The 24939-nt window shown below is 48.7% G+C and carries 22 protein-coding genes; 21 read left to right on the top strand and 1 reads right to left on the bottom strand.

Features of this window, described 5'->3' with window-relative positions; genetic code table 11:
* Positions 1 to 139 precede the first annotated feature (139 nt).
* Positions 140 to 346 carry a helix-turn-helix transcriptional regulator gene (locus QBE55_13935; GenBank protein WZL78583.1) on the top strand — a complete coding sequence of 69 codons (207 nt, stop codon included), beginning with the start codon at positions 140 to 142 and terminating at the stop codon, positions 344 to 346.
* Positions 343 to 786, top strand: coding sequence for a hypothetical protein (locus QBE55_13930; GenBank protein ID WZL78582.1), 444 nt, complete (start codon positions 343 to 345; stop codon positions 784 to 786). Before QBE55_13935 ends, QBE55_13930 begins: the two co-directional genes overlap by 4 nt.
* A 107-nt stretch (positions 787 to 893) precedes the next feature.
* Here the strand turns inward: QBE55_13930 and QBE55_13925 are convergent, their stop codons facing one another.
* Entirely contained in the window at positions 894 to 1220 is a 327-nt protein-coding gene (locus QBE55_13925; GenBank protein WZL78581.1) for a hypothetical protein, read from the bottom strand.
* Positions 1221 to 1572: 352 nt separating this feature from the next.
* Between QBE55_13925 and QBE55_13920 the strand changes: the two genes are divergently transcribed.
* The 19 genes from QBE55_13920 (at position 1573) to nadB (ending at position 24930) form a co-directional block, all read left to right on the top strand.
* A complete protein-coding gene (locus tag QBE55_13920) occupies positions 1573 to 1782 on the top strand; it encodes a BlaI/MecI/CopY family transcriptional regulator (protein WZL78580.1) in 210 nt (69 codons plus the stop codon).
* Between the two features lie 169 nt (positions 1783 to 1951).
* Entirely contained in the window at positions 1952 to 3580 is a 1629-nt protein-coding gene (locus QBE55_13915) for an extracellular solute-binding protein (protein ID WZL78579.1), read from the top strand.
* Between the two features lie 44 nt (positions 3581 to 3624).
* Positions 3625 to 4542 carry an ABC transporter permease subunit gene (locus tag QBE55_13910; protein ID WZL78578.1) on the top strand — a complete coding sequence of 306 codons (918 nt, stop codon included), beginning with the start codon at positions 3625 to 3627 and terminating at the stop codon, positions 4540 to 4542.
* Positions 4543 to 4555: 13 nt separating this feature from the next.
* Complete coding sequence (locus QBE55_13905; GenBank protein ID WZL78577.1) at positions 4556 to 5473, top strand: carbohydrate ABC transporter permease; 918 nt, start codon at positions 4556 to 4558, stop codon at positions 5471 to 5473.
* A gap of 119 nt (positions 5474 to 5592) precedes the next feature.
* Positions 5593 to 6783, top strand: coding sequence for an anhydro-N-acetylmuramic acid kinase (locus tag QBE55_13900; protein ID WZL78576.1), 1191 nt, complete (start codon positions 5593 to 5595; stop codon positions 6781 to 6783).
* A 21-nt stretch (positions 6784 to 6804) separates the two neighbouring features.
* A complete protein-coding gene (locus QBE55_13895; GenBank protein WZL78575.1) occupies positions 6805 to 6999 on the top strand; it encodes a hypothetical protein in 195 nt (64 codons plus the stop codon).
* A 110-nt stretch (positions 7000 to 7109) separates the two neighbouring features.
* Positions 7110 to 8750 carry a hypothetical protein gene (locus tag QBE55_13890; protein WZL78574.1) on the top strand — a complete coding sequence of 547 codons (1641 nt, stop codon included), beginning with the start codon at positions 7110 to 7112 and terminating at the stop codon, positions 8748 to 8750.
* A 327-nt stretch (positions 8751 to 9077) separates the two neighbouring features.
* A complete protein-coding gene (locus QBE55_13885; GenBank protein ID WZL78573.1) occupies positions 9078 to 10760 on the top strand; it encodes an extracellular solute-binding protein in 1683 nt (560 codons plus the stop codon).
* Between the two features lie 106 nt (positions 10761 to 10866).
* Positions 10867 to 11823: an ABC transporter permease subunit gene (locus QBE55_13880; protein WZL78572.1), complete on the top strand. Its 957-nt coding sequence runs from the start codon at positions 10867 to 10869 to the stop codon at positions 11821 to 11823.
* A gap of 12 nt (positions 11824 to 11835) precedes the next feature.
* A complete protein-coding gene (locus tag QBE55_13875) occupies positions 11836 to 12726 on the top strand; it encodes a carbohydrate ABC transporter permease (protein WZL78571.1) in 891 nt (296 codons plus the stop codon).
* Positions 12727 to 12832: 106 nt separating this feature from the next.
* Positions 12833 to 15220 carry an AraC family transcriptional regulator gene (locus tag QBE55_13870; protein ID WZL78570.1) on the top strand — a complete coding sequence of 796 codons (2388 nt, stop codon included), beginning with the start codon at positions 12833 to 12835 and terminating at the stop codon, positions 15218 to 15220.
* 99 nt (positions 15221 to 15319) lie between these two features.
* Positions 15320 to 15709: a ubiquinone biosynthesis protein COQ7 gene (locus QBE55_13865; GenBank protein ID WZL78569.1), complete on the top strand. Its 390-nt coding sequence runs from the start codon at positions 15320 to 15322 to the stop codon at positions 15707 to 15709.
* A gap of 13 nt (positions 15710 to 15722) precedes the next feature.
* Positions 15723 to 16565 (top strand): family 1 encapsulin nanocompartment shell protein, encoded by an 843-nt coding sequence (locus QBE55_13860; GenBank protein WZL78568.1) that lies wholly within the window; start codon positions 15723 to 15725, stop codon positions 16563 to 16565.
* A 300-nt stretch (positions 16566 to 16865) separates the two neighbouring features.
* Positions 16866 to 19403, top strand: a complete 2538-nt coding sequence (locus tag QBE55_13855) for a hypothetical protein (GenBank protein WZL78567.1) — start codon at positions 16866 to 16868, stop codon at positions 19401 to 19403.
* Positions 19390 to 20331 (top strand): ABC transporter ATP-binding protein, encoded by a 942-nt coding sequence (locus tag QBE55_13850; GenBank protein ID WZL78566.1) that lies wholly within the window; start codon positions 19390 to 19392, stop codon positions 20329 to 20331. The genes QBE55_13855 and QBE55_13850 overlap by 14 nt, the downstream gene beginning before the upstream one ends.
* A complete protein-coding gene (locus QBE55_13845; protein ID WZL78565.1) occupies positions 20306 to 21202 on the top strand; it encodes an ABC transporter permease in 897 nt (298 codons plus the stop codon). Before QBE55_13850 ends, QBE55_13845 begins: the two co-directional genes overlap by 26 nt.
* A gap of 324 nt (positions 21203 to 21526) precedes the next feature.
* Entirely contained in the window at positions 21527 to 22438 is a 912-nt protein-coding gene (locus QBE55_13840; protein ID WZL78564.1) for an NUDIX domain-containing protein, read from the top strand.
* Complete coding sequence (nadA, locus tag QBE55_13835; protein ID WZL79957.1) at positions 22438 to 23355, top strand: quinolinate synthase NadA; 918 nt, start codon at positions 22438 to 22440, stop codon at positions 23353 to 23355. Before QBE55_13840 ends, nadA begins: the two co-directional genes overlap by 1 nt.
* A gap of 30 nt (positions 23356 to 23385) precedes the next feature.
* A complete protein-coding gene (nadB, locus tag QBE55_13830) occupies positions 23386 to 24930 on the top strand; it encodes an L-aspartate oxidase (protein ID WZL78563.1) in 1545 nt (514 codons plus the stop codon).
* Positions 24931 to 24939 lie beyond the last annotated feature (9 nt).

Genomic DNA, 24939 nt, shown 5'->3' with positions numbered 1-24939 from the left:
AAATGCACAGGGCGCAGGATATGGAGTTGTAAGCATTTAAATAAAAACAGAAATATGTGTAAAGGAACCTTGACAATAAGTGATGAGGCGAATATAATTAATGTAAAGGTAACTTGTCAAAAATCGAGGTGGTAATATTGTGAAAAATCGAGTTGAAGAATTGAGAAAGGCACGCAAATTGAGCCAAGATGAGTTTGCAAAAGCGATAAGGGTGTCAAGGCAAACTGTTAGTTCTATTGAAACCGGAAAATATAATCCGTCTTTAGAGTTAGCTTTTACCATTTCAGATTTTTTTGAAATGGCTATTGAAGAAATTTTTATCAATGAGAGGAGTGCTATAAAATGAAGAAAAATATGCTTATGTCGGGACTTCTGTATGTCCTTGTTGGTCTTGCATTTTTGCTATGTGGGATTTTTCTGGACACAAAATTAAATAGTTTGTTTTGGGGATTTGCAGGTGGTGGGATTGTGCCCGGTCTTTCCATGATTTACAAATATTTTTACTGGACACGCCCCCAAAACTCTACGAAGTATGCAGAAAAAATGGAAAAAGAAAAAATCAATCTGCATGATGAGCGCAAAGAAAAGTTTAGAAACCAATCAGGTCGATATGCTTATATATTAGGGCTAATAACTATTTGTATTTCCATTGTAGTTTTTTCTGTACTATCTTCTTTAGGAATTATGCAAAATACGAAGGTCTTGATTTTATATTTAGGTGCGTATGCTATTTTTCAGTATATTGCAGGAATACTTATATTTAGGTATCTAAATAAGAAATATTAAGTCAATATAATGCTCCCCTCTGTTAAAACACGGAATCAGAAAATTTTAGTTAAATCTCCTTCCGTGTTTGATCAGCAAGCTGCTTCCCCCGGTTCTTGAAGTGGGCGTCATTGGGGCATAATAACCGAAAGAGGATTGCCCCGTAGCAATCCTCTAGAAAAATAACCAAAAATCAAAAATACACCTGCAAGGACGAGCAAACTTGCAGCAATAATCGAAAAGCATAAAATGCGTTTTCCTAAGGCTGAACGTAGTATATGCCAATATTTTTGAACCAGCCAAACATTTGTAGCGAAGAACAGAACCCATAAAACATTTGTCTTGAAAGCATACATGACGTTTAGCAACAAGTAGCTGATTACAATAAAATTAACTGATTCTATAAATATGTCTAACACCTTGATTATTGACCTTGATTGTTTGTTGTCATTCAAAGTAAAACACCTCATAGTAAATTATACCATAGCCACCCGTCCAAAACAATGTCAGAGCGGCTCACCCGCGTATAAGGCAGCAGGGAAATTCACGCCCTGCCTTGTTTTTGCCTAAATATCATTTAACCCCTTGACAATACCCGTTCTGGAATCCCGGAGTATTCTCCCTTATCCGCAACCTACCGGGGGCGTTGCCAAATCCATTTTTGGTACGCATTAACCCCACAGGATAACTTCGGGCCAAGTTGGCCCGAAGTGGAAAGGAGTTTTTATGTATTAGCAACCGGAACAATCGCCGTGGGGTAAGGTTCAGCATTGCGAAATCCTGGCCCGGCTGATGGACAAGGGCCTTGTGAGGGCAGAGGAAATAAAGAAGCGGCTGTATCATTACTTCCCCGCTGTTTCCAGGAAGGAGTCTGCTGCGGACAAGACAGGCAATGTGATGAACAAATACTATGGTTCCGTGTCCGATATGGTTGCCGGTATTGTCCAGAGCGAACACCTTTCTGATGGCGAGCTGGACGATCTGGAGGAGAGGATCCGGGAGCTTCGAAAAAAGTAGAGGACATTGATGCCTTGTGTGATACTGTATGTGAAATGGATGCGGGAAATCGGACCCGCATACAATAGGACTTGTCAGCATAAGATGAAATGAGATAAGGAAAAAAGAATCCCCGAAAATGGGCAATACAAAGGATAACCAATAAAAGGCAATAAGAGGAGGAAAGAATATGAAAAGAGGAAAGCAGGCGCTTGCCTGGGTACTTTCCCTATGCCTGGTTTGTGTGTTGTCATCGTCGTGTACAGGGAAGCAGGCCTCGCAGCCAAAACCTGCCGGCACTTCATCCGTTTCTGATTCGAAACAGGGCAATGCGGATGCATCAAAGGAGGATGATGGGAAATCTGAAAAGCCAGTCAAAATATCCATGTATTATTCGGACAATGCGACTTTGCCTTTCAAGGAAGACTGGCTTACCGTTCAAACCATTGAAGAAAAGTACAACGTGGATATCAAATGGGAGATTATTCCGATCGCGGATTACACCACCAAGGTTTCCCTGGCTTTGAACACAGGAACCAACGCACCGGATGTAATCCTGTATTCCAGCACCACCGGAGAAAATGCGTCGCTGGCACTGAACGGCGCCATTGTACCCATCAGCGACCATTCCGGGTGGACACCGAATTTCAATGAAGCTGTGAAGAAGTTTGGCCTGCAGGAAGATGTGGATATGTTGAACCTGAAGGATGGCAAACGTTATTATCTGCCGTCCCTGTATGACCTTTCGTTTTATGACGGCGGTCTGATCCTGCGGGACGACTATCTGGCAAAAAAAAGTTTGCAGGATCCGGTAACCTATGAGGATCTGTATGAAATCCTGAAATCCTATAAGCAGGACAATCCATCCTCCTATCCGCTGACCATTCTTTCCGGTCCCCGGGTGCTGTATCGCATGACCATGCCCGCCTGGGGCATCAGCCTGCATAAGAATTCCTCATCCGGAAGCAATGTGCTGAGCTGGGACTATGGCAGGAAGGAATATTTCGCAGGTGCGGTCAGCGAAGAGTATCGGGAGTACATGCAATTCTTTGCAAAGTTGTACAAAGAGGGGCTCCTGGATCCGGAAATGGCGGATCCCATCGATGCCGACAAGTGGAACCAGAAGCTGGCCACAGGCACTTCCATGGCGACATATGCCTATTATGACCAGATCGGCGGCGTGGAGGCAGCCAGCGAAATCAATGGCTTTTCCCTGAACATGTATCCTGCCCTGGAAGGCCCTGCCGGTGCCCATCATCAGCCAAAGAGCAGAACCGGGACAGGTATCCTGTTTCCGTCCGCCACGGCAAAGCGTGATGATTTTGAACGTGTGGTGCGGACCGTGGACGCCATGTTCTTTTCGGAAGAGGCTGCAAAGATCTGGTGCATCGGGGTGGAAGGGAAAACATACACCATGAATGGCGAGGAGATTGTTTATCCGGAGGAGATCACCTCGGCAAAGGACGGTGTGTATAAATACATGCAGATTCAGTATGGTGCCGGCAGCGATGTGACGCAGAAAGTCTGGATCAACAAGCGGGAGATGAGCAAATACGACGACAATTACCGCACCATCAACGAAAAAGTTAACCAAATGAAAGATGTCATTCAGTATGTTCCGCCCACACCGCTGTTTGACGATCTGAGCGCGGAAGAGGCTGCCAGCCTGCAGACGCCGCTGGCAGATGCCTTTGAACGCTGGAACGATGCGTTTCTCACCGGCGCAAAGAGCATCGAAGGAGACTGGGATGCCTATGTTGCCGAGATGGAGGCATTGAAGATCAGGGAATTCTGCAGGATGTACAATGACAACATGTAAATAAGGTTGGGGAAGATTCAGGATTGGGAAAGGAGGAGCGGAATATGCACAAGAAGGAAACCTTCCGTGCGCATTTTCATAAATACTGGTCTCTTTATGCAATGATGATCCTTCCCATGGCGTATTTTATTTTGTTTAAATATCTGCCCATGTTTGGAAACATTTTGGCATTCCGCCGATATCGGCCCGGTATGGGTGCCTTTGGCACCGGCTGGGTGGGATCTCACTATTTCCAGCGTTTTTTTCGGGATCCCGCTTTCTGGGGGGCCCTTCAAAATACGCTCCTGCTTTCCGTCTGCAATCTGGTCATCAATTTTCCTCTCCCCATTTTGTTTGCCCTTTTGCTGAATGAGTTGCCTGGGGGCAAGTTCAAAAAGACGGTGCAGACCGTCAGCTATATGCCGAGATTTATTTCCACGGTTGTGGTGATTGCCATACTGCATGAGATTCTGTCCCCTTCCGGCGGCTTACTGAACCGGTTTCTGGGAAGTGCGTTTGGATGGAAGCCCATCTATTTCGTCAATGAGCCGAAATATTTCCGGGCCATCTATGTGCTGACAGACAGCTGGCAATTTACCGGCTGGACGGCCATTATTTATCTGGCCGCCATTACGAATATCAACAGCGACCTGTATGAAGCCGCCGAGATGGACGGCGCCACCCGGTTTCAGAAAATGCGGCATGTAACGATTCCTTCCATCATGCCCACCATCATGGTGATGCTGATTCTGCAGATCGGGCACATGCTCACTCTGGGCTTTGAAAAGGTTCTGCTGCTTTATACGCCGGCCAATTCCAATGTCAGCGACATTCTGGACACTTTGGTCTATCGGACCGGGCTGATGAATCAGAACTACTCCTATGCGGCAGCCATCGGGCTTTTTTCCGGGCTGATCGGCCTGATCCTGGTCAGCGGCGCCAATGCGGTCAGCCGGAAGGCCACCGGCGAATCCATATACTGAGGAGGGCAGGAATATGCAGATGGCAGGGGAGGAAAGGGATATGCGGAAGTCAGGCAGAATATCGGGGACCGGGAACCGGAAGCGGCGCACATGGTTTGATGCAGTGATTTATCTCGTCATGATACTGACACTGTTGATCTGTATTCTGCCGTTTATGTATATGCTGGCGCTTTCCTTTTCCAGTCCCAGGGCTATCATGAATTTTCGGGTCTCGTTCTGGCCGGTAGGATTCCAAACAGAGTCCTACCGACAGATTTTCCATTATCCGCAGTTTTTTCATGCCTATGGGAATACTTTTCTTTATACCCTGGCAGGGACAGGCATTGCTCTGGCCATGACCATCCTGTTTGCCTATCCCCTTTCCAAAACCTTTCTGCGCGGCAACAAAATCTTCATGAAAATTGTTGTCTTCTCCATGTTTTTCAATGGCGGGCTGATCCCGACCTATTTAATCATTTCCAACCTGTATCTGACGGGTACGCGCTGGGCCATGCTGCTGCCGTTTGCCATCAGTCCCTTTAATCTAATTATCCTGATCAATTTTTTCAAGGGAACTCCAGCAGAAATTGAAGATGCCGCCAGGATCGACGGCCTGGGATATTTCGGTATCCTATGCCGGATTGTTCTGCCGCTGTCCACATCCGCACTGGCTACCATCGGCCTGTATTATGCTGTATTTTTCTGGAACGACTGGTTTAACAGCCTGATTTATCTGAACAGTGAGCAATACCCGGTCATGCTGTTTCTGCGCAATATCGTACAGGGCACAACCATGGTGGCGGACGGGGCAGGTTCCGCTGACCGCAGCAGCCTGGGCATTTCCGTAAAATCCGCTGTTATCATTGTTTCCACATTGCCCATCATCCTGTTGTATCCCATGCTGCAGCGCTTTTTCATTGCGGGATTGACCGTAGGGTCGCTGAAAGGGTAGGCACCCGGTGAAAGTTCCATTCCCGAATCCCTTTCTTTTTGCCGCAATCTAAGGTAGAATAAAGAAAACTGATATTTGGAAAATTGTACAGATTCTTTATTGGGATTGGGGGAGAGGGATTGATAACGGATGGTATCGGGAAAATCATTCACAAGAAAACCCGTATCGGAGTGGGAGTCATGTCCGGCACCTCGCTGGATGGCATCGATGTTGCATTTTGCAGCATAACCGGCAGCGGCACGGAAACCTGCGTGAAGCTGCTGCATTTTGAGACCATACCCTATACCCCGGACTTCCGGGCCCGGCTTTTTTTCGTATGCGATGCGGAAAAGGGGAGAGTGGACGAAGTCTGCCTCCTGAATAAACAGCTGGGTGTGGAGATCGGAAAGGCGATTGTCCAGGTAGCCGGACGGGCCGGGATTTCCATGAATGAAGTGGACTTTGTCTCCTCCCATGGTCAGACGGTCCGGCATATCCCGGCGGCAGGCGCAACGCTTCAGATTGGTGAGCTTGCGGATATTGCCGCCATTACGGATACGGTGACTGTCGGAGACTTCCGTCCTTCGGATATGGCCTATGGAGGGCAGGGCGCTCCTCTGGTTCCTTATGTGGATTATCTTTTGTACCGGAGCAACACGGTTTCCAGAATTCTGATCAATATCGGAGGAATTGCGAACCTGACCGCATTGAAGAAGAATGCAGGGGAGCAGGATGTGGCAGCTTTTGATACTGGCCCCGGCAATGTGCTGATGGATCATCTTGTCCGGCTGCATACCGGCGGTGCCCGGACATATGACCGGGATGGAGTTCTGGCTTCCCGGGGACAGAGAAGCGATACATTCCTGGCAGACATGATCAAAAAAGATCCCTTTCCTTCCCGGACACCGCCCAAAAGCACCGGACGCGAGCATTACACCTCTGCCTTTGCGGAGCGTCTGCTGGAACGTGGTCAGGACATGGGACTGTCCTTTGAGGATATTCTTACAACCGTAACGGACTATACCGCTCTGGTTCTTGCCTCGGCAGTGAAGCGGTTTGTTTCGTTTCAGCCGGATGAGATTTATGTCAGCGGAGGCGGGTATCAGAACCGGTACCTGCGGGATCGGCTGGAAAAGCGATTTTCCCATGCGGTTCTTTCCATGGAGGCATTGGGGGTTTCAGGAGACGCCAGGGAAGCGGTGGCTTTTGCGGTATTGGGGAATGAGATGCTGTCCGGAAATACAAATAATATTCCGGCTGCCACAGGGGCTTCCCGCCCCGTGGTGATGGGAAAGCTGGCCATGCCGTCCGGAACGTTTCCCTTACAGTAAGTGGGAAAAAGGAGATGGCATATGAAAAAGCTCCTGTGTCTGATTCGTCGATGCATGCCGGGATATAGACGGGAACGGTTACTTTTCGTTTTGCTCACAACGATCGTCGCCATAAGCGAGATGTTGACTCTCAGCATGACCGGGTCCATCAGTGAAGCAGCGAAATCCATCGATTTGCCGGCATCTGAGGGGGAAACATGGAAGAGAGCATCCTGATTCCAAAAATGTTATAAAATGTAGTTTTCCTTTTCCTGTCTCATGGAATGTGTTATATTATATAGTGTGACTGTTATATTGATATAGCACGGGACAAGGAGGGGGAACAAATGACGGACATTCAGGAATTGGGCAATGGCAATTATGAGGCGCAGGATGATTTGGGAATTCATGAGATACAGCAGCAGGATATGGAACGCAGCAAGCCGCATCCATACGAAGAAAAAGAGGAGAGTGATGCGAATCATCGGGATATCATAAAAGATCCTGCTGATCCAAATGAAGGAATAAATGAAGCCGAAAAGAATACAAACATATCCCACTACAGGGCTCCAACCAGAAATGTGGTTACGGGAATGGCTTATTTGCTTGGCGTAAAAGATGATATGATGAGTACGGTATATAAACCGGATTGCCCGGATCTGCTGGAATCCCTGCAAAGGAATGGGGAAGCCAAAACCATACGGCTGCTGAGTATGATCCGGACATCCATGCTGCGGAATTATAAGCAAATCGATATGAATCTCAGAATGAATCTGATCAATATTGAATCCATGCCGGAATATATCAATCCAGAGGATGTACAGTGGCTGCGGGCAAACGGGATTGAAATCTATCAGGCAAATTCTTCTGTCAATCAATATCTTCCTGTTTTGAATAAGCTGATATATGACCGGATCGATCATTGCAGAAATCTGTTTCCGGATTGGGTGGAGTGGAAGTTCCTGCGTGCGCTGTTTCTCATGCCAGGTTGTTATGCCAGTACATCCAGAGTGAAGACCAGTGAGCGGATTGCCCTGAAAACACCTCTGGATCGGGCAAAAATTAAATATTGGAACAACTCCATATTCTATCCGTTTCAGGTGTATATCGACTGGCCGGCGGGTCAGATGGAGGACAATGGAAACATCCTGTATAACGACCAGAAGTTTCTGACCTTATTATATGGCACACGAAATATTGAATTTTCGGAGCGGGGGTATGTACAGGATGCCGCTCCGGAAACAAAAAACAATATATATGGATTTATCGGCAACAGCCGGAAAGTTGTCCTGATTGTGGACTGTGAAAACTCGGATGTGTATAAACTATATGCCACACTTCACAACCTGAACGAAGAATATATCCGTAAAATTACAAAGATTATACTATATGATGATTCCCATACGACACCTGCCTGGAATATGCTTTCAAAATATGTTTCCGTACCGGTGGAGCATGTTTATGTCGCCCGCGTCGCGGAAAGAAAAAGTCTGGTGGATATCCGGATGACAGCCGGTTCCTGTCAGGAGTATTATGAAAATGGGGTGGATTCGTTTATTCTGGCGACTTCCGATTCGGATTGCTGGGGAATTGTGTCTTCCCTGCCCGACGCGGATTTCCTTGTTTTGATTGAATACAGCAAATGCGGACAGGCCATCCGGGATGCCATGTCGGAACGTCAGATTTACTACTGCGCTCTGGATGATTTCAGCAAGGGGAATATTGACCGGTTTAAGTCTGCTGTTTTTCAGTCCCGGCTTCAGGAGAGAATTGACCGGTTCAATTCCCAGGGTATCTGGAGAGATTTTGATCCGGATGCTCTGGTGGAAGATATTTTTGCAGAATGTCGTTTTTCGGGGACGGAAAAGCAAATTGCAAGGAATAAGGGGATTTATTACAACCGATATCTGAAAAACGGGCTGCGATTGGTGATCACGACAGATAAAAAGAAGAATCGGCGGTTTATCCTCGCACTGAACGAATCCTGATTCGGATATCGGGCGGGGAAAGGAAAGAAGGAAACCGGCGTCAGTGGAGCGGATCCCGGGCGCCGGCTTTTTATCTGTCTGCATCAAAAAAGCGCAGGAAGGCGGGCAATAATGCGTGAAATGTAAAGGAAAGCAACTCCCGGACAAAATAACAAATAGACAAAACCTTACGAAAGCCATATGATTTTTTTAGTAAGGTATCAATAGCCTGTCTGTTCATCCGTAAGGGAATAAAGTGGAAAGTGGTTCACGTTGGGGGATCCATGTCTGCTTTCCATACCATATGGTCAGGCTGTTTGGAAACGAAAAATGAGGAGGGCTTATTAAATGAAATGGTTGAAGCGGATTTTGTCCGTGACGTTGGCGATGGTGCTGACAGTCGGGATATTGGCTGGCTGCAGCGGGGAAAAGAAAGGGGCTGACAACGGAAAAAATGGGCAGGAGGTCGCGTCAGATGATGCATCCGGGAACAAGGGAAAGGATAAGGAAGGCAGCAAGAAAAAGTCCGTGCCGGATTATTTGAACAAATCCGGATTCCCCATTGCAAAGGAGCCGATTACTTTAACGGCAATGGTTTCCCAGCATGTTTCGCAGCCGGCTTGGAAAGAGATGCTGTGCTGGCAGGAATATGAGAAAATGACCGGGATCAAGATGGAATGGCAGGAAGTTTCCTCAGAGCTGACGGAAAAAAGGAATCTTGTACTGACATCCGGAAAATACCCGGATTTGTTTTATCGGGCCAGTGTACCGGATACTGAGCTCCTGAAATACGGGTCTCAGGGCGTTTTTATTTCATTGAATGACCTGATCGAACAATATGCTCCCAATTACAAGAAAATGATGGAGGATAATCCGGCTGCCGAAAAAGCAGCCTATGCGGTGGACGGAAACGCATACAGCTTTGTGCAGTATACGGACTCCGACCCGGTTCAGATCAACCCGAAACTGTTTCTGAACAAGGAATGGCTGGCAAAGGTCGGAAAAGAAATGCCGACGACCACAGAGGAACTGTATGACGTCCTGAAGGCATTCAAGGAAGGCGATCCCAACGGGAATGGCAAGGCAGATGAGATTCCATGGTCTGCAAACAGCCTGGATCTGATCCTGAATTCCCTGTATGGTGCTTTTGGATTGCGAAACCGGGGCACCGATCACGGATATGTAGATATGAATGAAGAAACCGGAGAATTGAGATTCATCCCGGTTCAGCCGGAATACAAGGAAATGCTTCAATATCTGAACAAGCTTTATAAAGAAGGCCTGATTGATCAGGAAATCTTCACTATGGATGTGCCGCAGCTGGTGGCAAAAGGAGATCAAAATCAGGTTGGCGCGTTTTCCTTTACCAATACGGAGCAGATCGGACATACCGGAGAAAAGAGTTTTGAAGGACTGCATGAAGCTCTGGAAGGACCACATGGAGACAAGCTGTGGGCAAAAAGAGGCAGCGTAGGGGCCAGAGGAGCTTTCGTCATCACGGATAAATGCAAGTATCCGGAGGCAGCGGTAAGATGGATCGATTATTTCTACAGCGAAGAGGGAGGAAAGCTGCCGTTTCTGGGAGTGGAAGGAAAATCCTATGAAAAAAAGCCGGATGGATCCTATGAATTTCTGGATGAGATTGTAAACGATATTCCGGAAGGATCTTCCTTTGATCAGGTGATTTCAAAATATGTTACCTATACCGGCGGCGGCATTCCTGCCCTGCAGAGAACAGAATACTTCAAAGGCGGGGAAACTCATCCGGTGGCGCTGAAAGCTGCTGAAGACATGGCTCCCTATACCCCCAAGGAAATGTGGAACAAATTCAACTATACCCTGGAGGAAATCGATCGAAAGGCAGCATTGGAAAGTGATATCAATGGATATATCAGCCAAATGTATCCGCAGTTTATCCAGGGAAAAGTATCCTTTAAGAAATGGGACAGCTATGTGGATCAGATCAAAAAAATGGGACTGGATGAATACATGGATATCTACACCAAAGGATATAAACGTTATTCCAGGTGAGTTTGGACAGAAGCGGAATACAGCCGGGCCATCATCGGCTGTATTCTCATCCTTCTGGTTTTACGATGCGGAAAAGAAACTGATAAATAATTACGGAGGGTGAGAGATGCTGCAGACGCCGATGAAGAAACAGAAAAAAAACAAGCTCGGAACGAAGAACCGTATCATTCCCGGAACGGTGTCAAAGAATTGGGATTTGTATTTATTGTCTCTTCCGGTAGTGATATACTTCCTTATTTTTCATTACTGGCCCATGTATGGGGTACAGATTGCTTTCAAGGACTTTTTTGCCACCAAAGGGATCTGGGGAAGTCCGTTTGTGGGCCTGAAACATTTTAACCGGTTTTTCAACAGTTATCATTTTGAATCTTTAATTAAGAATACCCTGGGCATCAGTATTTATTCCCTTTTGATAGGATTTCCCTTTCCGATTTTTTTGGCTCTGATGATGAACGAAGTGCAGAACAAGTCATTCAAGAAGACGGTACAAACCGTTACGTATGCCCCTCATTTTCTGTCTACGGTGGTACTGGTGGGGATGATGACCTCCATGCTGTCTCCCAAAACAGGGATTATAAACAAATTTTTGAATCAACTGGGCATTTCTTCTGTCTATTTTATGGGAGAGCCTTCCTGGTTTCGCAGTCTTTATGTCTGGTCCGGTGTATGGCAGAATGTGGGCTGGGACTCTGTTATTTATATGGCGGCATTGTCAGGAGTTGACCCAAGTTTATATGAAGCTGCAATTGTAGACGGCGCTTCAAAGTGGCAGCGGATCTGGCATATTACCATTCCCGGAATCCTTCCTACGGCAATTGTACTGCTGATTATGAATACCGGAAAAGTAATGAGTGTCGGATATGAAAAGGTGTTTCTGATGCAAAATGGATTGAACCTCACTGTTTCGGAAGTTATTTCCACTTATGTTTATAAAGCCGGGCTGATACAAGCGCAGTACAGTTTTTCCACAGCAGTGAACTTGTTCAATTCCATTATCAATTTAATCTTATTGGTTGCGGTCAACAGGATATCCAAGAAGACAACAGAAACCAGTTTGTGGTAAGGAGGGACAGAAATGAAAACCAGTGTGAGGGAAAGCAGGAGCGATATTATATTCAATGTTATCAATGGTTTGCTTCTAATGGTTATCCTGGTGATTGCCCTGTATCCTTTAGTTTATGTTGTAAGCGCATCGTTCAGTGATACCATGGCTGTCATGAAAGGGGAGGTTGTCCTGCTGCCGAAATCCCCTTCCCTGAGTGCGTACAAGGCAGTGTTTGCCAATGAGGATATTATGACGGGATATAAGAACACCATACTCTATACGGTGGTCGGTACCGTGATCAACCTGATCATGACCATTGCGGGGGCCTACCCCATTTCCAGGAAGGATTTCCGCGGGAGAAAGGCCCTGACTTTGTTTTATACCTTCACCATGTTTTTTGGCGGAGGATTGATACCAACCTATCTGGTAAACAGCCAGCTGGGCCTGGTCAATAATTTCTGGGTCATGATTTTACCGGGGGCAGTCAGCGTATGGAATATGTTTATTATGAGGACTTTTTTTCAGAACAGTATACCGGTGGAACTGCAGGAGGCTGCGTTTATTGACGGCTGTTCCAACATTGGCATTCTGCTCCGGATTGTGCTTCCCCTTTCCGCTCCGGTGATTGCGGTCATGGTGATGTATTACGGAGTCGGACATTGGAATGCCTATTTCAATGCGATGATTTATTTTCAGGACAGGGGAAAATTCCCCCTGCAGCTGATACTGAGGGAAATTCTGATTAAGAGCGATATGAATGACATGACGGGAGAAGGGGCATCTCTGGTGGATCAGCAAATGCTGTCCGAGGGAATCAAATACGCCGTAATCGTGGTGGCCAGTGTCCCTGTGCTGCTGTTGTATCCCTTTTTACAGAAGTATTTTGTAAAAGGCGTCATGGTGGGGGCCATAAAAGGATAAAAATCCCAAAAAGCTGGACGGGAGCCCTCCATTACGGTACACTATAGACAGTCCATATGGATTCGATAGGAGACGGCGATGGATTTTGGAGGCAGGGGTGGTCAGAATGGGGGATGTAAAAGGCAGCAAACATTCCAGGAGATACTTTTCTTATTTTTATAAGTATTTCCTGTCCTATGTTTTGTTCCTGATATTGGTTCTGTCCATTTTGGGCGCAGCAGTGCAGCGAAACTTCAAATTGACGATGCAAAGGGAAGTAAGGCGATCCAACCGTACTTCCGTGGTTCAGATCCGGGATCTGATGGATACCAGACTGCAGGAAATGGAACGCATTGCGCTGAATATCAGTTACAACGATAATCTCAGGCACTATAAAATCAGCGACGACAATTATGAGTCGAAGCAGGCAGTCAAAGAACTGAAGAAGTATAAATCCAGCAGCGGATTCATTTACGACATTGCCATGTATTACAATTATGGCACTTCGGAATCCTCTTCGGGAAATCGGATCTATACGTCTACGGCAAGCGCTGCTCCGGAGACGTTTTTCAATATCCTCTATCATTACGAGGACAGGGGCGTGGATGATTTTCTGGACATGGTGAAGTCCCTGGATACTCCGAAAATGTATTCCGCCCGTCCCGTCTGGATCAATCGCTCCTATAAAAATGAGCTGGCGGCTTATGTCTATCCTTTGCCGGTCAATGCCGTCCGGCCCTATCTGGACGTTGTCTTTTTCATTGAGAATAATACGCTCTCAGATATGCTCAAAAATGCTTTGGGAGAGTACAGCGGATATGTGTATGTCCTGGACCGGCAGGGAAATCCTGTTTTTTGCCATACAGAGGAACAGCCGGCACTGGACCGGAAGATCATTATGGAACAAATGAAGGATATTCTGGCCAAACAGAATGTAGATGATATGGAACTGGATGGAAGCAGCTATTCCGCAGCAGGAATTACTTCCGAATACAACGGCTGGTCCTATGTTGTGCTGCGAAAAACCGATCAGCTGATACATGATGTAAATGCCGGCAAAAGGGTATTCCAATATGTGACGGCTTTTGTTCTGCTGTCCGGCCTGATTATCGCTTATTTTCTGGCTCATGGGCAGTATAAACCGGTACGGAAATTAATGGATGTCATACCGAACCAGGAAAATAAATACGCGAAGCAGTCTTACTCCAACGAATTTGAATATATGACGAAAACCATTATGGGGGTCTCCACGGAAAACAGAAATCTTTCGACGCAGTTGAGGAGTAAAACGGCATTGATTCGGGATCAATTCATAATGAAGCTGTTGAACGGGAAAAGGACGGATTCCAGAGAACAGGACAGCATGCAGGAAATGTACGGGGTTTCCTTTGATTATCCCTATTTTCTGGTTCTGGAATTTCTGCCGGATGAGAACAGCCGGACAGGCGATGATAAGTTGGAAGAAGAAAATCACAGGGAGATCCGGGATCTGGCGAATTTCAACCTGAAAAACGTCGCAGAGGAATTGTCGGAGGAAATCGGCCGTGGGTTCGGCGTTGAAACGGTGGACGGCAGAGGTGTGATGCTGCTGCTGAATCTGAAAAATGGATATGCCATGGATCGGTATATCAGTGATCTTGCCTTTCGGGTCAAAGATTTTTTTCTGAAGTATTTTGGATTTACCCTGACAGTAGGGGTAGGAAATATTTATGACAGCATGGATCGGATTCATGAATCCTGTCTGGAAGCCAACCGGGCGGTTTATTATCGGTTGATCAAAGGATATGGGAATGTTATTTTTTATGAAAATATAAGGGAAAAGCAAAAGGAAAAGTATCAGTATCCCACCATACTGGAGCAAAAACTGGTGATTGCCATAAAAGGAGGGAAAAGCGGGGAAGCGAAAACGATTCTGCTGGAAATCCGGGAGCATATCCTGAATCATTCCTCCTCCATTGAAGCGGTTCAATGTATCTGTTTTGGAATCATCAATACGATTATGAAGGTAGTGGATGATTTGAACCTGGATGCCGTCCTGTTTTCTGCGAAGGAAGAAGAGGATATTTTTTACCGGCCGTTTGATACTGTGGATGGTCTGATGGATCGCATGATCGGCTTCTGCAGTACAATCTGCAGTTATATTCAGCAGCAAAAGGAAAGTAAAAACTTTGAGCTGCAGAAGCAGATCATGGATATGGTTACCAGAGAATATCGGGACAGTGCCCTGTCGCTGGATACCATTGCCTGCAGATTCCATATGTCTCCTTCCTATATCAGCCGGTATTTCAAGGATCAGACCGGGTATTCCCTGATGCATTATGTGGATCGGCTTCGGATGACGGAAGTGAAAAGATTGTTGAAGGAAACAAACGATCCGCTGGCGGATATCATCCGTCAGGTGGGATACGTAGACAAGTCCAGCTTCTACAGGAAGTTCAAAAAGAAGGAAGGCGTGACTCCCGCGCAATACCGCAGCATTATTCAAAAGGGACAAACCGGGGTAAATATCATATAGGTATCCGGAGGTACTCCAATATTCTCTTCCAACGGCGTTTTAAGGAAGGTGGAAGGGGGTATATTAAAGAAGGAAACAAAAGAAAGGGGAGTTGTTAAATTGCCAAGTTTTGCAAACCCGTTTACTGCAAATGTGGAACGAAAAATGTCAAAAGAAGAATTGATTCAGGCGGTTCGGTTGGATATCGGCGGCGAGCTGGAGGCAATCTATCTGTATGATGCGCATGTCCAGGCTACGGATGATCCTGCCGCAAAGGCAGTACTGAGCGATATCCGGGATGAAGAAAGAGCACATGTCGGAGAGCTGATGACTCTGATGCGTATCCTGGATCCCGGGGAAGCGGATCTTTTCCTGGATGGTCAGAAGGAAGTCCAGGAGATGATGGAAGAGCTCAATGGCGGAACCGCCGATCCGTCGGCCGGCAGCTCGGAAGCGGCTGACTCGGAGAAACCTTCGCTAACAGTGGGAAGTCTGAAGGATCAGAAATAGGAGGTGTAGTGATATGGATACGGATTTTTTACTGAGGGGTGATGCCCCGTTTGCCTCAGATCTATGGGAGAAAATCGACCAACAGGTTGTCGGGGTTGCCAGGGATCAGCTGGTCGGCAGAAGATTTCTTCCCATATACGGCCCGCTGGGTGCCGGCATCCAGGGGATTCATCTGGACAAGCTGGACTTTAACGAAGAGACCTGTGCCGATCTGCTCGGGGATCAGGAACCGGTCCTGGCAAAGGCTCAGGATCGGACTCTGGCTGCGATTCCCATGCTTTACAAGGATTTCCTGATATCCTGGAGGGATGTGGAAACCGAAAAACAGACCGGAGTACCTGTGGATTTGAGCGCAGCCGCCGCCGCGGCAAATGCACTGTCCAAAAAGGAAGATGACATGATTTTCAACGGCTGTCCGGAGTTTGGCTGCCCGGGGCTGCTGAATGCGGAGGAGCGGCAGATGGTTTCCAGGAGTAACTGGTCGGAAGGAGACAATCCGTTCCTGGATGTGGCAGCGGGAGTGGAGAAACTGACTTCCGAGGGCATCTTTGAGCCATATGCCCTGATCGCCGGAACGGATCTTTATCTGCAGATGCAGAGGCTCCAGCAAGGTACCGGCGTTCTGCTGATTGACCGGATCCGGGAACTGGTCGGCGGTAAAGTGTATCAATCTCCTGTGATCGGGAAAGGCAAGGCGGTGTTGGTTGCCTGCTCTCCTCATTATATGGATCTGGCCATCGGACAGGATATCATCACCGGCTATATCGGACCGGAGAAGATGAATCATACCTTCCGTGTTTTTGAGACGGCTCTGTTCCGTTTGAAAAGAGACAAGGCAGTGGTGACTTTTGAATAAGTCCGTCACAGGATCTCTTGAAAATCCCTTGAAATAAGATGGCCAAAAAATTCATAAAAGGCTCGCAGATACACCTGCAGCGGTTGTATCTGCGAGCCTTTTCTGTTTTGATTCCTTTTTAACAAATTCTTAGACTTTTTAAGATCATCTTATAACTTTTTCCAGCAGATTGATGATATAATTGTGGCAAGGAAAAGGATTACAAAATGACAGATGATTTGAATGATTTATCTGGACTGGATGGATTTCGGTCCATATCGCAGCTGTCCGGGGAGGCAGCAGCAGAATGGAGGAGAGAATTTGAGAAGGAAGGATGCTATGAAAGCGGCCTGGATCGCGGTCATCTTCTGGCTGATGATCGGATCCCTGTTTTTCCTGCCTGCTGTTTGCCTGGCAAAGGGCACGGATATGACGCCGAAAAAGGATACGGCAGCGGGGAATTCCGCAGGGAACGGGGGTCCGGTCATGAAGGCAGAGGTGGGATTTGATGGAACGTATCGGATAGGCTGCTGGACGCCGGTTCGGATTTTTCTGGAAAATTCAGGGGCCGATCTGGAAGGCACCCTGGAAGTGCCGATCACCGGGGAATCCGGCAAAAAAACAGCTTACGGGGTTCCCGTTCGCCTGCCCCATGCCTCTTCCCAGGAATATACGATTTATGTAAAGATGCAAAAATTGAACCGCTCCCTGGATATTCGCCTGATGGACGACAAGGAGAAAGTTGTGAAAGAGGGAAAGGCGGAGAAGCTGAACCCGGTATCCGCAGATCACTATTTTCTCGGGCTGGTGACCGGGGATGAGCCTTCCCTGGGATATTGGAAGGAAAGGTCGGAAGGGGATTTGCTGCTGGCCAATTATCAGCCGGTTTCCCTGACTGCGGAAAACTTTCCGGATCATCGGGAAGTTTTGGACAGCTTCTCCATCCTGATTCTGAATCAGGTGAATACCGGTTCCTTTCGGCCGGAGCAGATCCGTGCCCTGAATGCCTGGATTCAGAGCGGAGGAATTCTCATTATCGGGACGGGTGGAAACGGCAGCCGCACCCTGGCTGGTCTGACGGAGGAGATTGTTCCGGCGGCAGCCGGAGACGTGACGGAGCAGGATGCCGCGGCGGAACTGGAGAAGGTATCCGGTAAACCCATCCGCGGATCGTCTGCCCTGGATGTGATGGATGTACGGATCGAAGGCGGTACGGTGGCAGTAAGCCGGAATGCCGGATCTGACTCCGCCCCGGAGGATGCCGATCAGGCCGGAGGTCTGGTATGGATGCACCGGAAGGGCTCCGGGGTCATGTATACCGCAGCGTTTGATCTGGGGACCGAGCCTGTTCTCAGCTGGGCCGGGAATAAAATATTCTGGGAAAAACTTCTGGAACGCAGCCTTCCGGAGCAATCCATCCAATTGTTGCAGGATCCGAATCAAAGCATTGGGGAAGGAAGCGGAATGGAGGAGATCCTGGGGAATATCGAAGCAATGCATCTGCCCTCCGTCACTTCGGTTCTGCCAATATTTCTGTTGTATCTGGTCCTGATCGGGCCCGTCAACTATATGATTCTGAAAAGGGCAGACAGGCGGGAGTGGTCCTGGTTTACCATACCGGTACTGTCCGTGGTTTTTGCCCTGGCGATTTACGGGCTGGGGTACCGCTCCAAGGGCGGCGAGTTGATTCTGAACACCATTTCCGTCGTGGAATTGAATGACGATTCAGGAGGCGGGGATCGGACCGACTATATGGGAGTGTTCCTTCCCCGGCGGGGGGACTATCGGGTTGATGTGGACCGGGAAGTCTTTCTTTCCGCAAACGGGGGGGAAAATGACGATTCGTTTCCCCATGCCGGGAATGCAGCCCCGGATGTTCACATGATCCAGGGGAAACCATCCCGTATTTTGTTCCGTAACAGCAGCGTATGGAACATGAAGACCTTCCGGGCAGATCCCCGCCGGGTGGATTATGGTTCTCTTCATGCCGATCTCCGCTATGAAGCGGGAAAGATTGTCGGAACCGTGCAAAACAATACGCTTTATCCGCTGGAGGATTTTGTCCTGTACAACGCTTCGTTCCATGGAAAGGCAGGCAACATTGCTTCCGGAGAAACAAAAAAAGTGGAGATCATGCTTCCCACAAAAGGCGTGGCGGCAGCTCCCGGGGATTATCAGTCCATGCTGGACAGTCTTTATCCGGAATGGTCAGGAGGAAGAAGGGCCAGCCGGAGAGACAGGAATCGATACCGTATTCTGCAGAACCTTTTTGCCGATGATGGCATGCAAAAATCTTCCCCGAAGCAAACAGGGGATTCCTGCCGCTTGCAATGCTTTGCCTTTTACGGAAAGGATCCGGACGAAGCCATCAAAATCAATGGACGGAAACCGGATGTTATCATGGGGGAAGGCGTCCTGCTGGGATCTGTGGGCTTTGAAGCGGAGCAGGACGGCCATGTGAGCCTTCCTCCGGGGATGCTGAACGGAAGATTGGAGCAGGAACAGTCCAGGGGTGCCGGCATATATGGAAATCCAACCGCTGTGAGCATTGACGATCCCCATGGGTATGCTGTTTTTTCCATGGACCTGTCCCGATACCGGGACCGGAAAGATCTGGAGGGCAAAATCGGTTTGGGCGTTCTCTCCGGCAGGAGCAGGGTCATGATATTTGATTTGTCGAAGAAGGATTACGTCAGGATGGAAGACGGAGTCCTTTCACTGGATGGGAGCAGCCTGAGCCGCTATGTGGATGAAAGCGGCATGGTTCGTTTGAAGGTTCAGCCTGTTACGGATGAACCTGTGGAGTTCACATTGCCGACGGTGACTCTGGAAGGAGGGCTGCAGGATGCTGAAAATTGAGAATCTGGTAAAGACATATGGCCGCTTTACGGCAGTGGATCATCTGAATCTGGAACTTACGCAGGGAAATATTTACGGATTCGTAGGCCCCAATGGTGCCGGTAAGACCACCACCATGCGGATTGCAGCCACACTGATGAAAGCAGATTCCGGTACGGTACGGGTGGATGGAATCAATGCAGCGGAGCATCCGGTGGAAGTACGAGGGAAACTGGGCTATATGCCGGACTTCTTCGGCGTTTATGATAATCTGAAGGTCAGTGAATATATGGATTTCTACGGAAGCTGCTACGGCCTTTCCCGGCAGGAGAGGATGATGCGGACGGGGGAACTGCTTGAACTGGTGGAACTTCAGAAGAAAAAGGAGAATTATGTGGATTCCCTTTCCCGGGGCATGAAGCAGAGACTTTGTCTGGCACGGAGCCTCATTCATAATCCCGGCCTGCTGATTTTGGATGAACCTGCCTCAGGGATGGATCCCCGGGCAAGAATTGAGATGAAAGGCATTCTGCGGACGCTGAAGGAAATGGGGAAAACCATTTTGATCAGTTCCCATATTCTGCCTGAGCTGTCGGAGCTGTGTACCCATATCGGAATTATTGAAAAGGGTAAAATGGTTTATTCCGGTGAAGTGGGGGATATCATGCGCAGGATCATCGGAAAGACATGGCTGAAAATAGAGGTGCTTTCCGATGTGGAAAAAGCGGTGCGGATTTTACGGGAGCAGCCTTCCACGGGAGAAATGCAGGTGGAGGGGCAGACCCTGGAGGTCGGTTTTTCCGGCAGGGAGGAAGATCTGGCGGAGCTGCTCCGTATTCTGATCGCAGGAGAGGTTTCCGTTGTATCCTATACCAGGGAGGAAGGCAGCCTGGAGGAAGTATTCATGGAGGTGACAAAAGGCTATGAAGATGACTCTGAAGTGGAATAATCCGGTGCTGTCCAGTGAGTTGAAAACCCGGATGAGAGGGTGGAAAACGGCTCTGGGGATCATTTCCTATCTGGGATCGCTCCTGCTCATTGGTTTCCTGTATTACCTTACCTTTGTACGGCAGTCCCTGATAGGGGATATTTCCGTCAACGCGCGTCAAAGCGTGGGGACATCCATCTATACCATGCTGGCGGTGGTGCAGTTTGTTCTGATTCTGCTGATTACACCTGCCCAGACAGCCGGCAGCATCAGCGGCGAAAGGGAAAAGCAGACACTGGATATGCTGCTTGCCACCCAGATGTCCCCGTTTCGGATTATTTTCGGGAAACTGCTGTCCTCCATGTCCTATATGATCCTTTTGATTTTTACCTCTCTTCCGTTGTTCAGCTTGGTCTTTCTGTTTGGAGGAGTGACGCCGGGGGATATGGCAAAGCTGTTTCTGTTTTATATCATTACCGTGTTTGCCATAGGCAGCATCGGGATTTTCTTTTCCGCCCTGTTGAAACGAACGGTTCTGTCGACGGTTCTGTCTTATCTTTCTATGTTTTTGCTGGGGCTGGTCAGCGTCATTCTGGGATTCTATCTGTTCGGCCGGCAGCAAACCGGGCCCAATCCGCCGCCGGCGTCCATTCCTTATGTCCTCTATGTGAACCCGGCAGTGGGTCTGGCAGATATCCTCCTGGGACAGCTCCATGGCGGGCTGCTTGCCTTATTTGGCTCGGGCAATGTCCGGGCAGTCCAGGGGCCGGATTTCTGGATGGGCAATTCCATTGTCATGCTGGTCACTGCCCTGTGTTTGCTGCTGATCAGTATGTATCTTATCAATCCCATCCGCCATTGTCCGGGAAAGCGGCATAACATAAAAAGCTGACTCGTGCGCAAGAAAATCTGCATTGATGCAAAGGATAAAATTTGCATTACACGGTTTTATCAAAATCTTTGACTGTTACAGTCATTTCCAAAGCCGGAAGACAGGGAATCTAAGGACTGTATTATGCCAGGGACAGTTGAGGAAGCAGGTATGTTCATGCCTGCTTTTTCTTTTGTAGTTTATAAGCTTGTTACCTTTCGCGTTGAATACCGGGAAGCAGCGGGTATTGACAGTCTACATACATAGTATTATTATAATAATAACAAGTTAATAGTAACATACTCATATTAACATAATGGTATTAAGAGAAGCGAGGTGTATTTTATGAAAAAGGATGAGCTGAGAAATGCCGATGGGCTGACGGAACAGGAATTTCTGGGTCAATACGATGTCCGTCTTTACAAAAGGCCATCGGTTTCCGTTGATATTCTGCTGTTTACCGTGGTGGACGGCCCGCAGCTGAACTACCGGAAGCTTCCGCAGAAGGAGCTGAAAGTTCTGATGGTCCGGCGCGGGAACCATCCGTATATTGGCAAATGGGCGCTGCCGGGAGGATTCATGTCCGTGGAGGAGAGTCTGGATCAGGCTGCCTACCGCGAGCTGAAAGAAGAAGTGAATGTCAGTGACATTTACATGGAGCAGCTCTATACCTGGGGGGATGTTGGGCGGGACCCGCGTACCCGGGTCATCAGCTGTTCCTATATGTCCCTGGCAGACAGCTCCCGGATGGAAATAAAAGCCGGCGGAGGTGCCTGGGACGCGCAGTGGTTCACGTTAAGCCATGAAACGGAAGAGGAGAGGAAAACAACGATTCCCGGCGGATATCTTTTTGAAAACCGGGTAAGGGTAACGCTTTCCGGCAAGGAAGATACCCTTTATGGAGTAATCGGTACGAAGAAGCGGGTGGTGGGAAGATCCAAAACCGTGAAGCGCCGTATTCTTAAGAATGAAGGAATCGCCTTTGACCATGCCTTTGTCGTTCAATACGGCATTGAACGATTGCGTAATAAAATTGAGTATACGGACATTGCATTCAATCTCATGCCCACGTATTTTACCCTGACGGAGCTGCAGCAGGTCTATGAAGTGATTCTGGGAAAGGAGCTCCTGAAGGCAAATTTCCGGCGCAAAATTGCGGACCGGGTTATTGAAACCGATCGGGAGACAAAGAATGAAGGGCACAGGCCGTCAAAATTATATACATTCAACACGAACTGGGGGTGCTTTGAAGTATGATGGAAAATGAAAATGATCTTTCATTTGTGGACGGAATTGAAACGCTCAAAAGCCAGCGGGATGCTGTTGTGCTGGCTCATAACTATCAGCCGCCTGAAATACAGGAAATTGCGGATTTGGTGGGGGATTCCTTTGCTCTCAGCAAGGAGGCTGCGAACCTGCGGCAAAACGTTATTGTCTTTTGCGGGGTTTACTTTATGGCAGAGAGCGCCAAAATTCTCTCCCCACAGAAAACCGTTCTTCTTCCGGCAAAAGATGCAGGCTGTCCGCTGGCGGAGTCCATTACGGCAGAGCAGCTGCGCAGGGCCAGGGCAGAGCATCCGGACGCAGCAGCGGTGAGCTATATCAACACCAGTGCGGCGGTGAAGGCGGAAAGCGACATCTGCTGTACCTCGTCCAATGCGGTTCGGGTGGTGCAGTCGGTTCCGGAAAAGGAAGTCCTGTTTGTACCGGATCGGAATCTGGCATCCTATGTGGCCGAACAGGTTCCGGAGAAAAGAATTCTTGCCTGGGGCGGGGAATGTATCGTTCATTCGCGTACCACAGCGGAGCAGGTCCGGCAGATGCGGCCGGCGCATCCGGATGCCCTGCTGCTGGTTCATCCTGAAGTTCCGGCGGAGGTCCGGCGGTTGGCGGATTTTACAGGAAGTACTGCACAGCTGCTGGATTATGTGGAGGAATCCGATCGGAAGGATTTTATTATCGGTACGGAAATGGGAGTTCTGGAAGAAATGCGTTTTCGGAGACCGGACGCACATTTTACCATGCTGGCAGGGAACCTTTTGTGCGTGAACATGAAGAAGACCTCACTGAAAAAAGTCCGCGATGTTCTGCTGCATATGGATAATGAGGTAATGGTACCGGAGCCTGTCCGGAAAAAGGCCTTTCTCAGCCTGAACCGGATGCTGCATGTTTGAGAAAGTTTTTGGAGAAAGGGAGGACCGATTTTGTCGGAATATCTGATCGATTTTGACACGGCCGATATGCAACGGCTGCATTTTGATACGGTGATTGTGGGAGGCGGGATTGCGGGACTCACCTGTGCCCTGCATCTTCCGCGTTCCATGAAAACCGTTGTGCTCTGCAAGGGGAAATGGGCAGACTGTGATTCCTTTCTTGCCCAGGGAGGAATCGCAGCCAGTATCGGCAGGGACGACCGGGAGCTGCATATCCGGGACACGATACGTGCCGGGTGCGGGATCAATGATATGCAGGCGGTTCGCATTCTGGTGAAGGAATCCGAATTGGCGATACGAAGCCTGGCAGATCTGGGCGTACCGTTTGACCGGGGGCCGGACGGTGCTTTTCTTCGTTCCCTGGAAGGAGGTCATTCCGTGAAGCGCATCCTTCACGTTCACGGGGATGCGACGGGAAAAGGCATCATGGATGTGCTGACGGCGGATTGCGCTGACAGGGAAAATATCCGGATGATGGAACATACCTTTGCCCTGGATCTGATCACCGATCAGGGCAGATGTATCGGGTTGCTGGCTGAAAACGGGGGAAAGCTGATTTTCCTGACCGCCGCTCACTTTGTGCTGGCCACGGGAGGCATCGGACAGCTTTATCCCATCAGCACCAATTCCCTGACGCTGACCGGGGATGGGATTGCCATGGCGTATCGTGCCGGTGCCCGGACCACTTCCATGGAGTTTGTCCAGTTCCATCCGACTGCACTTTATACGGCTCAAAAACCGGAGCGGGCGTTTCTGATATCGGAGGCAGTGCGCGGGGAAGGTGCCATCCTGTTGAATTCCAATGGGGAGAGGTTTATGCCTCTTTATGATGAAAGGCTGGAACTGGCGCCCCGGGATATCGTGGCAAGGGCCATTTATGATCAGATGATCCGGACAGACAGCCCCTGTGTTTATCTGGATATTACAGGAAAGGGCCGGAACTTTCTTGCAGCACGGTTTCCAACCATTTACGCGGAATGCAAAAAGAATGGAATCGATATGGCCGTGGACCGGATTCCGGTAGCTCCATGCGAACATTATTTTATGGGCGGGATTCAGACGGATACCAACGGACGGACCAGTCTTGCCGGGTTGTATGCAGTGGGAGAGTGCGCTTCCACCGGTGTCCACGGAGCCAACCGGCTGGCAAGCAATTCCCTTTTGGAAGCTGTGGTCTTTGGAAGCCGGGCGGCCGATGCTATTGCAGGGTGTTCGGAGAAAACGGTACAGGCGAAAAATTATCGGTATGACGGGGAGCGAAAGCATGTACTGTCGGAAGAGAAGGTTTTGCGGGAACAGCTGCGCAGCCGGATGCAGGTCGATGCCGGCATCCTCCGCAACGGAAGAAATCTTCGTTCTGCGCTGGAAGTCGTGGAGGATATGCAGAACCGGTGCTTTTCTTCCCGTCTTGTGGTGCGGAGGGAATGGGAGACTGCGGATATGTATGAGACCGCCGGCCTGATTCTGCATGCGGCGGCGGAGAACCGGCACAGCATTGGCAGCCATTTTATTGCGGATGAAAAAGAAAAACAATAGGGAGGAAGA

It is taken from the genome of Eubacteriales bacterium mix99, assembly GCA_038396605.1.
Lineage (GTDB): Bacteria > Bacillota > Clostridia > Caldicoprobacterales > DTU083 > UBA4874.
This window is presented reverse-complemented; position numbering and strand designations above follow the sequence as displayed.

What these genes read in the sequence shown, in the direction of transcription:
- QBE55_13885 (WZL78573.1), top strand. Translation starts at nt 9,078, where the DNA reads ATGAAATGGTTGAAGCGGATTTTGTCCGTGACGTTGGCGATGGTGCTG.
- QBE55_13870 (WZL78570.1), top strand. Translation starts at nt 12,833, where the DNA reads ATGGGGGATGTAAAAGGCAGCAAACATTCCAGGAGATACTTTTCTTAT.
- QBE55_13910 (WZL78578.1), top strand. Translation starts at nt 3,625, where the DNA reads ATGCACAAGAAGGAAACCTTCCGTGCGCATTTTCATAAATACTGGTCT.
- nadA (WZL79957.1), top strand. Translation starts at nt 22,438, where the DNA reads ATGGAAAATGAAAATGATCTTTCATTTGTGGACGGAATTGAAACGCTC.
- QBE55_13915 (WZL78579.1), top strand. Translation starts at nt 1,952, where the DNA reads ATGAAAAGAGGAAAGCAGGCGCTTGCCTGGGTACTTTCCCTATGCCTG.
- QBE55_13845 (WZL78565.1), top strand. Translation starts at nt 20,306, where the DNA reads ATGAAGATGACTCTGAAGTGGAATAATCCGGTGCTGTCCAGTGAGTTG.
- QBE55_13930 (WZL78582.1), top strand. Translation starts at nt 343, where the DNA reads ATGAAGAAAAATATGCTTATGTCGGGACTTCTGTATGTCCTTGTTGGT.
- QBE55_13850 (WZL78566.1), top strand. Translation starts at nt 19,390, where the DNA reads ATGCTGAAAATTGAGAATCTGGTAAAGACATATGGCCGCTTTACGGCA.
- QBE55_13890 (WZL78574.1), top strand. Translation starts at nt 7,110, where the DNA reads ATGACGGACATTCAGGAATTGGGCAATGGCAATTATGAGGCGCAGGAT.
- QBE55_13840 (WZL78564.1), top strand. Translation starts at nt 21,527, where the DNA reads ATGAAAAAGGATGAGCTGAGAAATGCCGATGGGCTGACGGAACAGGAA.
- QBE55_13905 (WZL78577.1), top strand. Translation starts at nt 4,556, where the DNA reads ATGCAGATGGCAGGGGAGGAAAGGGATATGCGGAAGTCAGGCAGAATA.
- QBE55_13880 (WZL78572.1), top strand. Translation starts at nt 10,867, where the DNA reads ATGCTGCAGACGCCGATGAAGAAACAGAAAAAAAACAAGCTCGGAACG.
- QBE55_13875 (WZL78571.1), top strand. Translation starts at nt 11,836, where the DNA reads ATGAAAACCAGTGTGAGGGAAAGCAGGAGCGATATTATATTCAATGTT.
- QBE55_13895 (WZL78575.1), top strand. Translation starts at nt 6,805, where the DNA reads ATGAAAAAGCTCCTGTGTCTGATTCGTCGATGCATGCCGGGATATAGA.
- QBE55_13860 (WZL78568.1), top strand. Translation starts at nt 15,723, where the DNA reads ATGGATACGGATTTTTTACTGAGGGGTGATGCCCCGTTTGCCTCAGAT.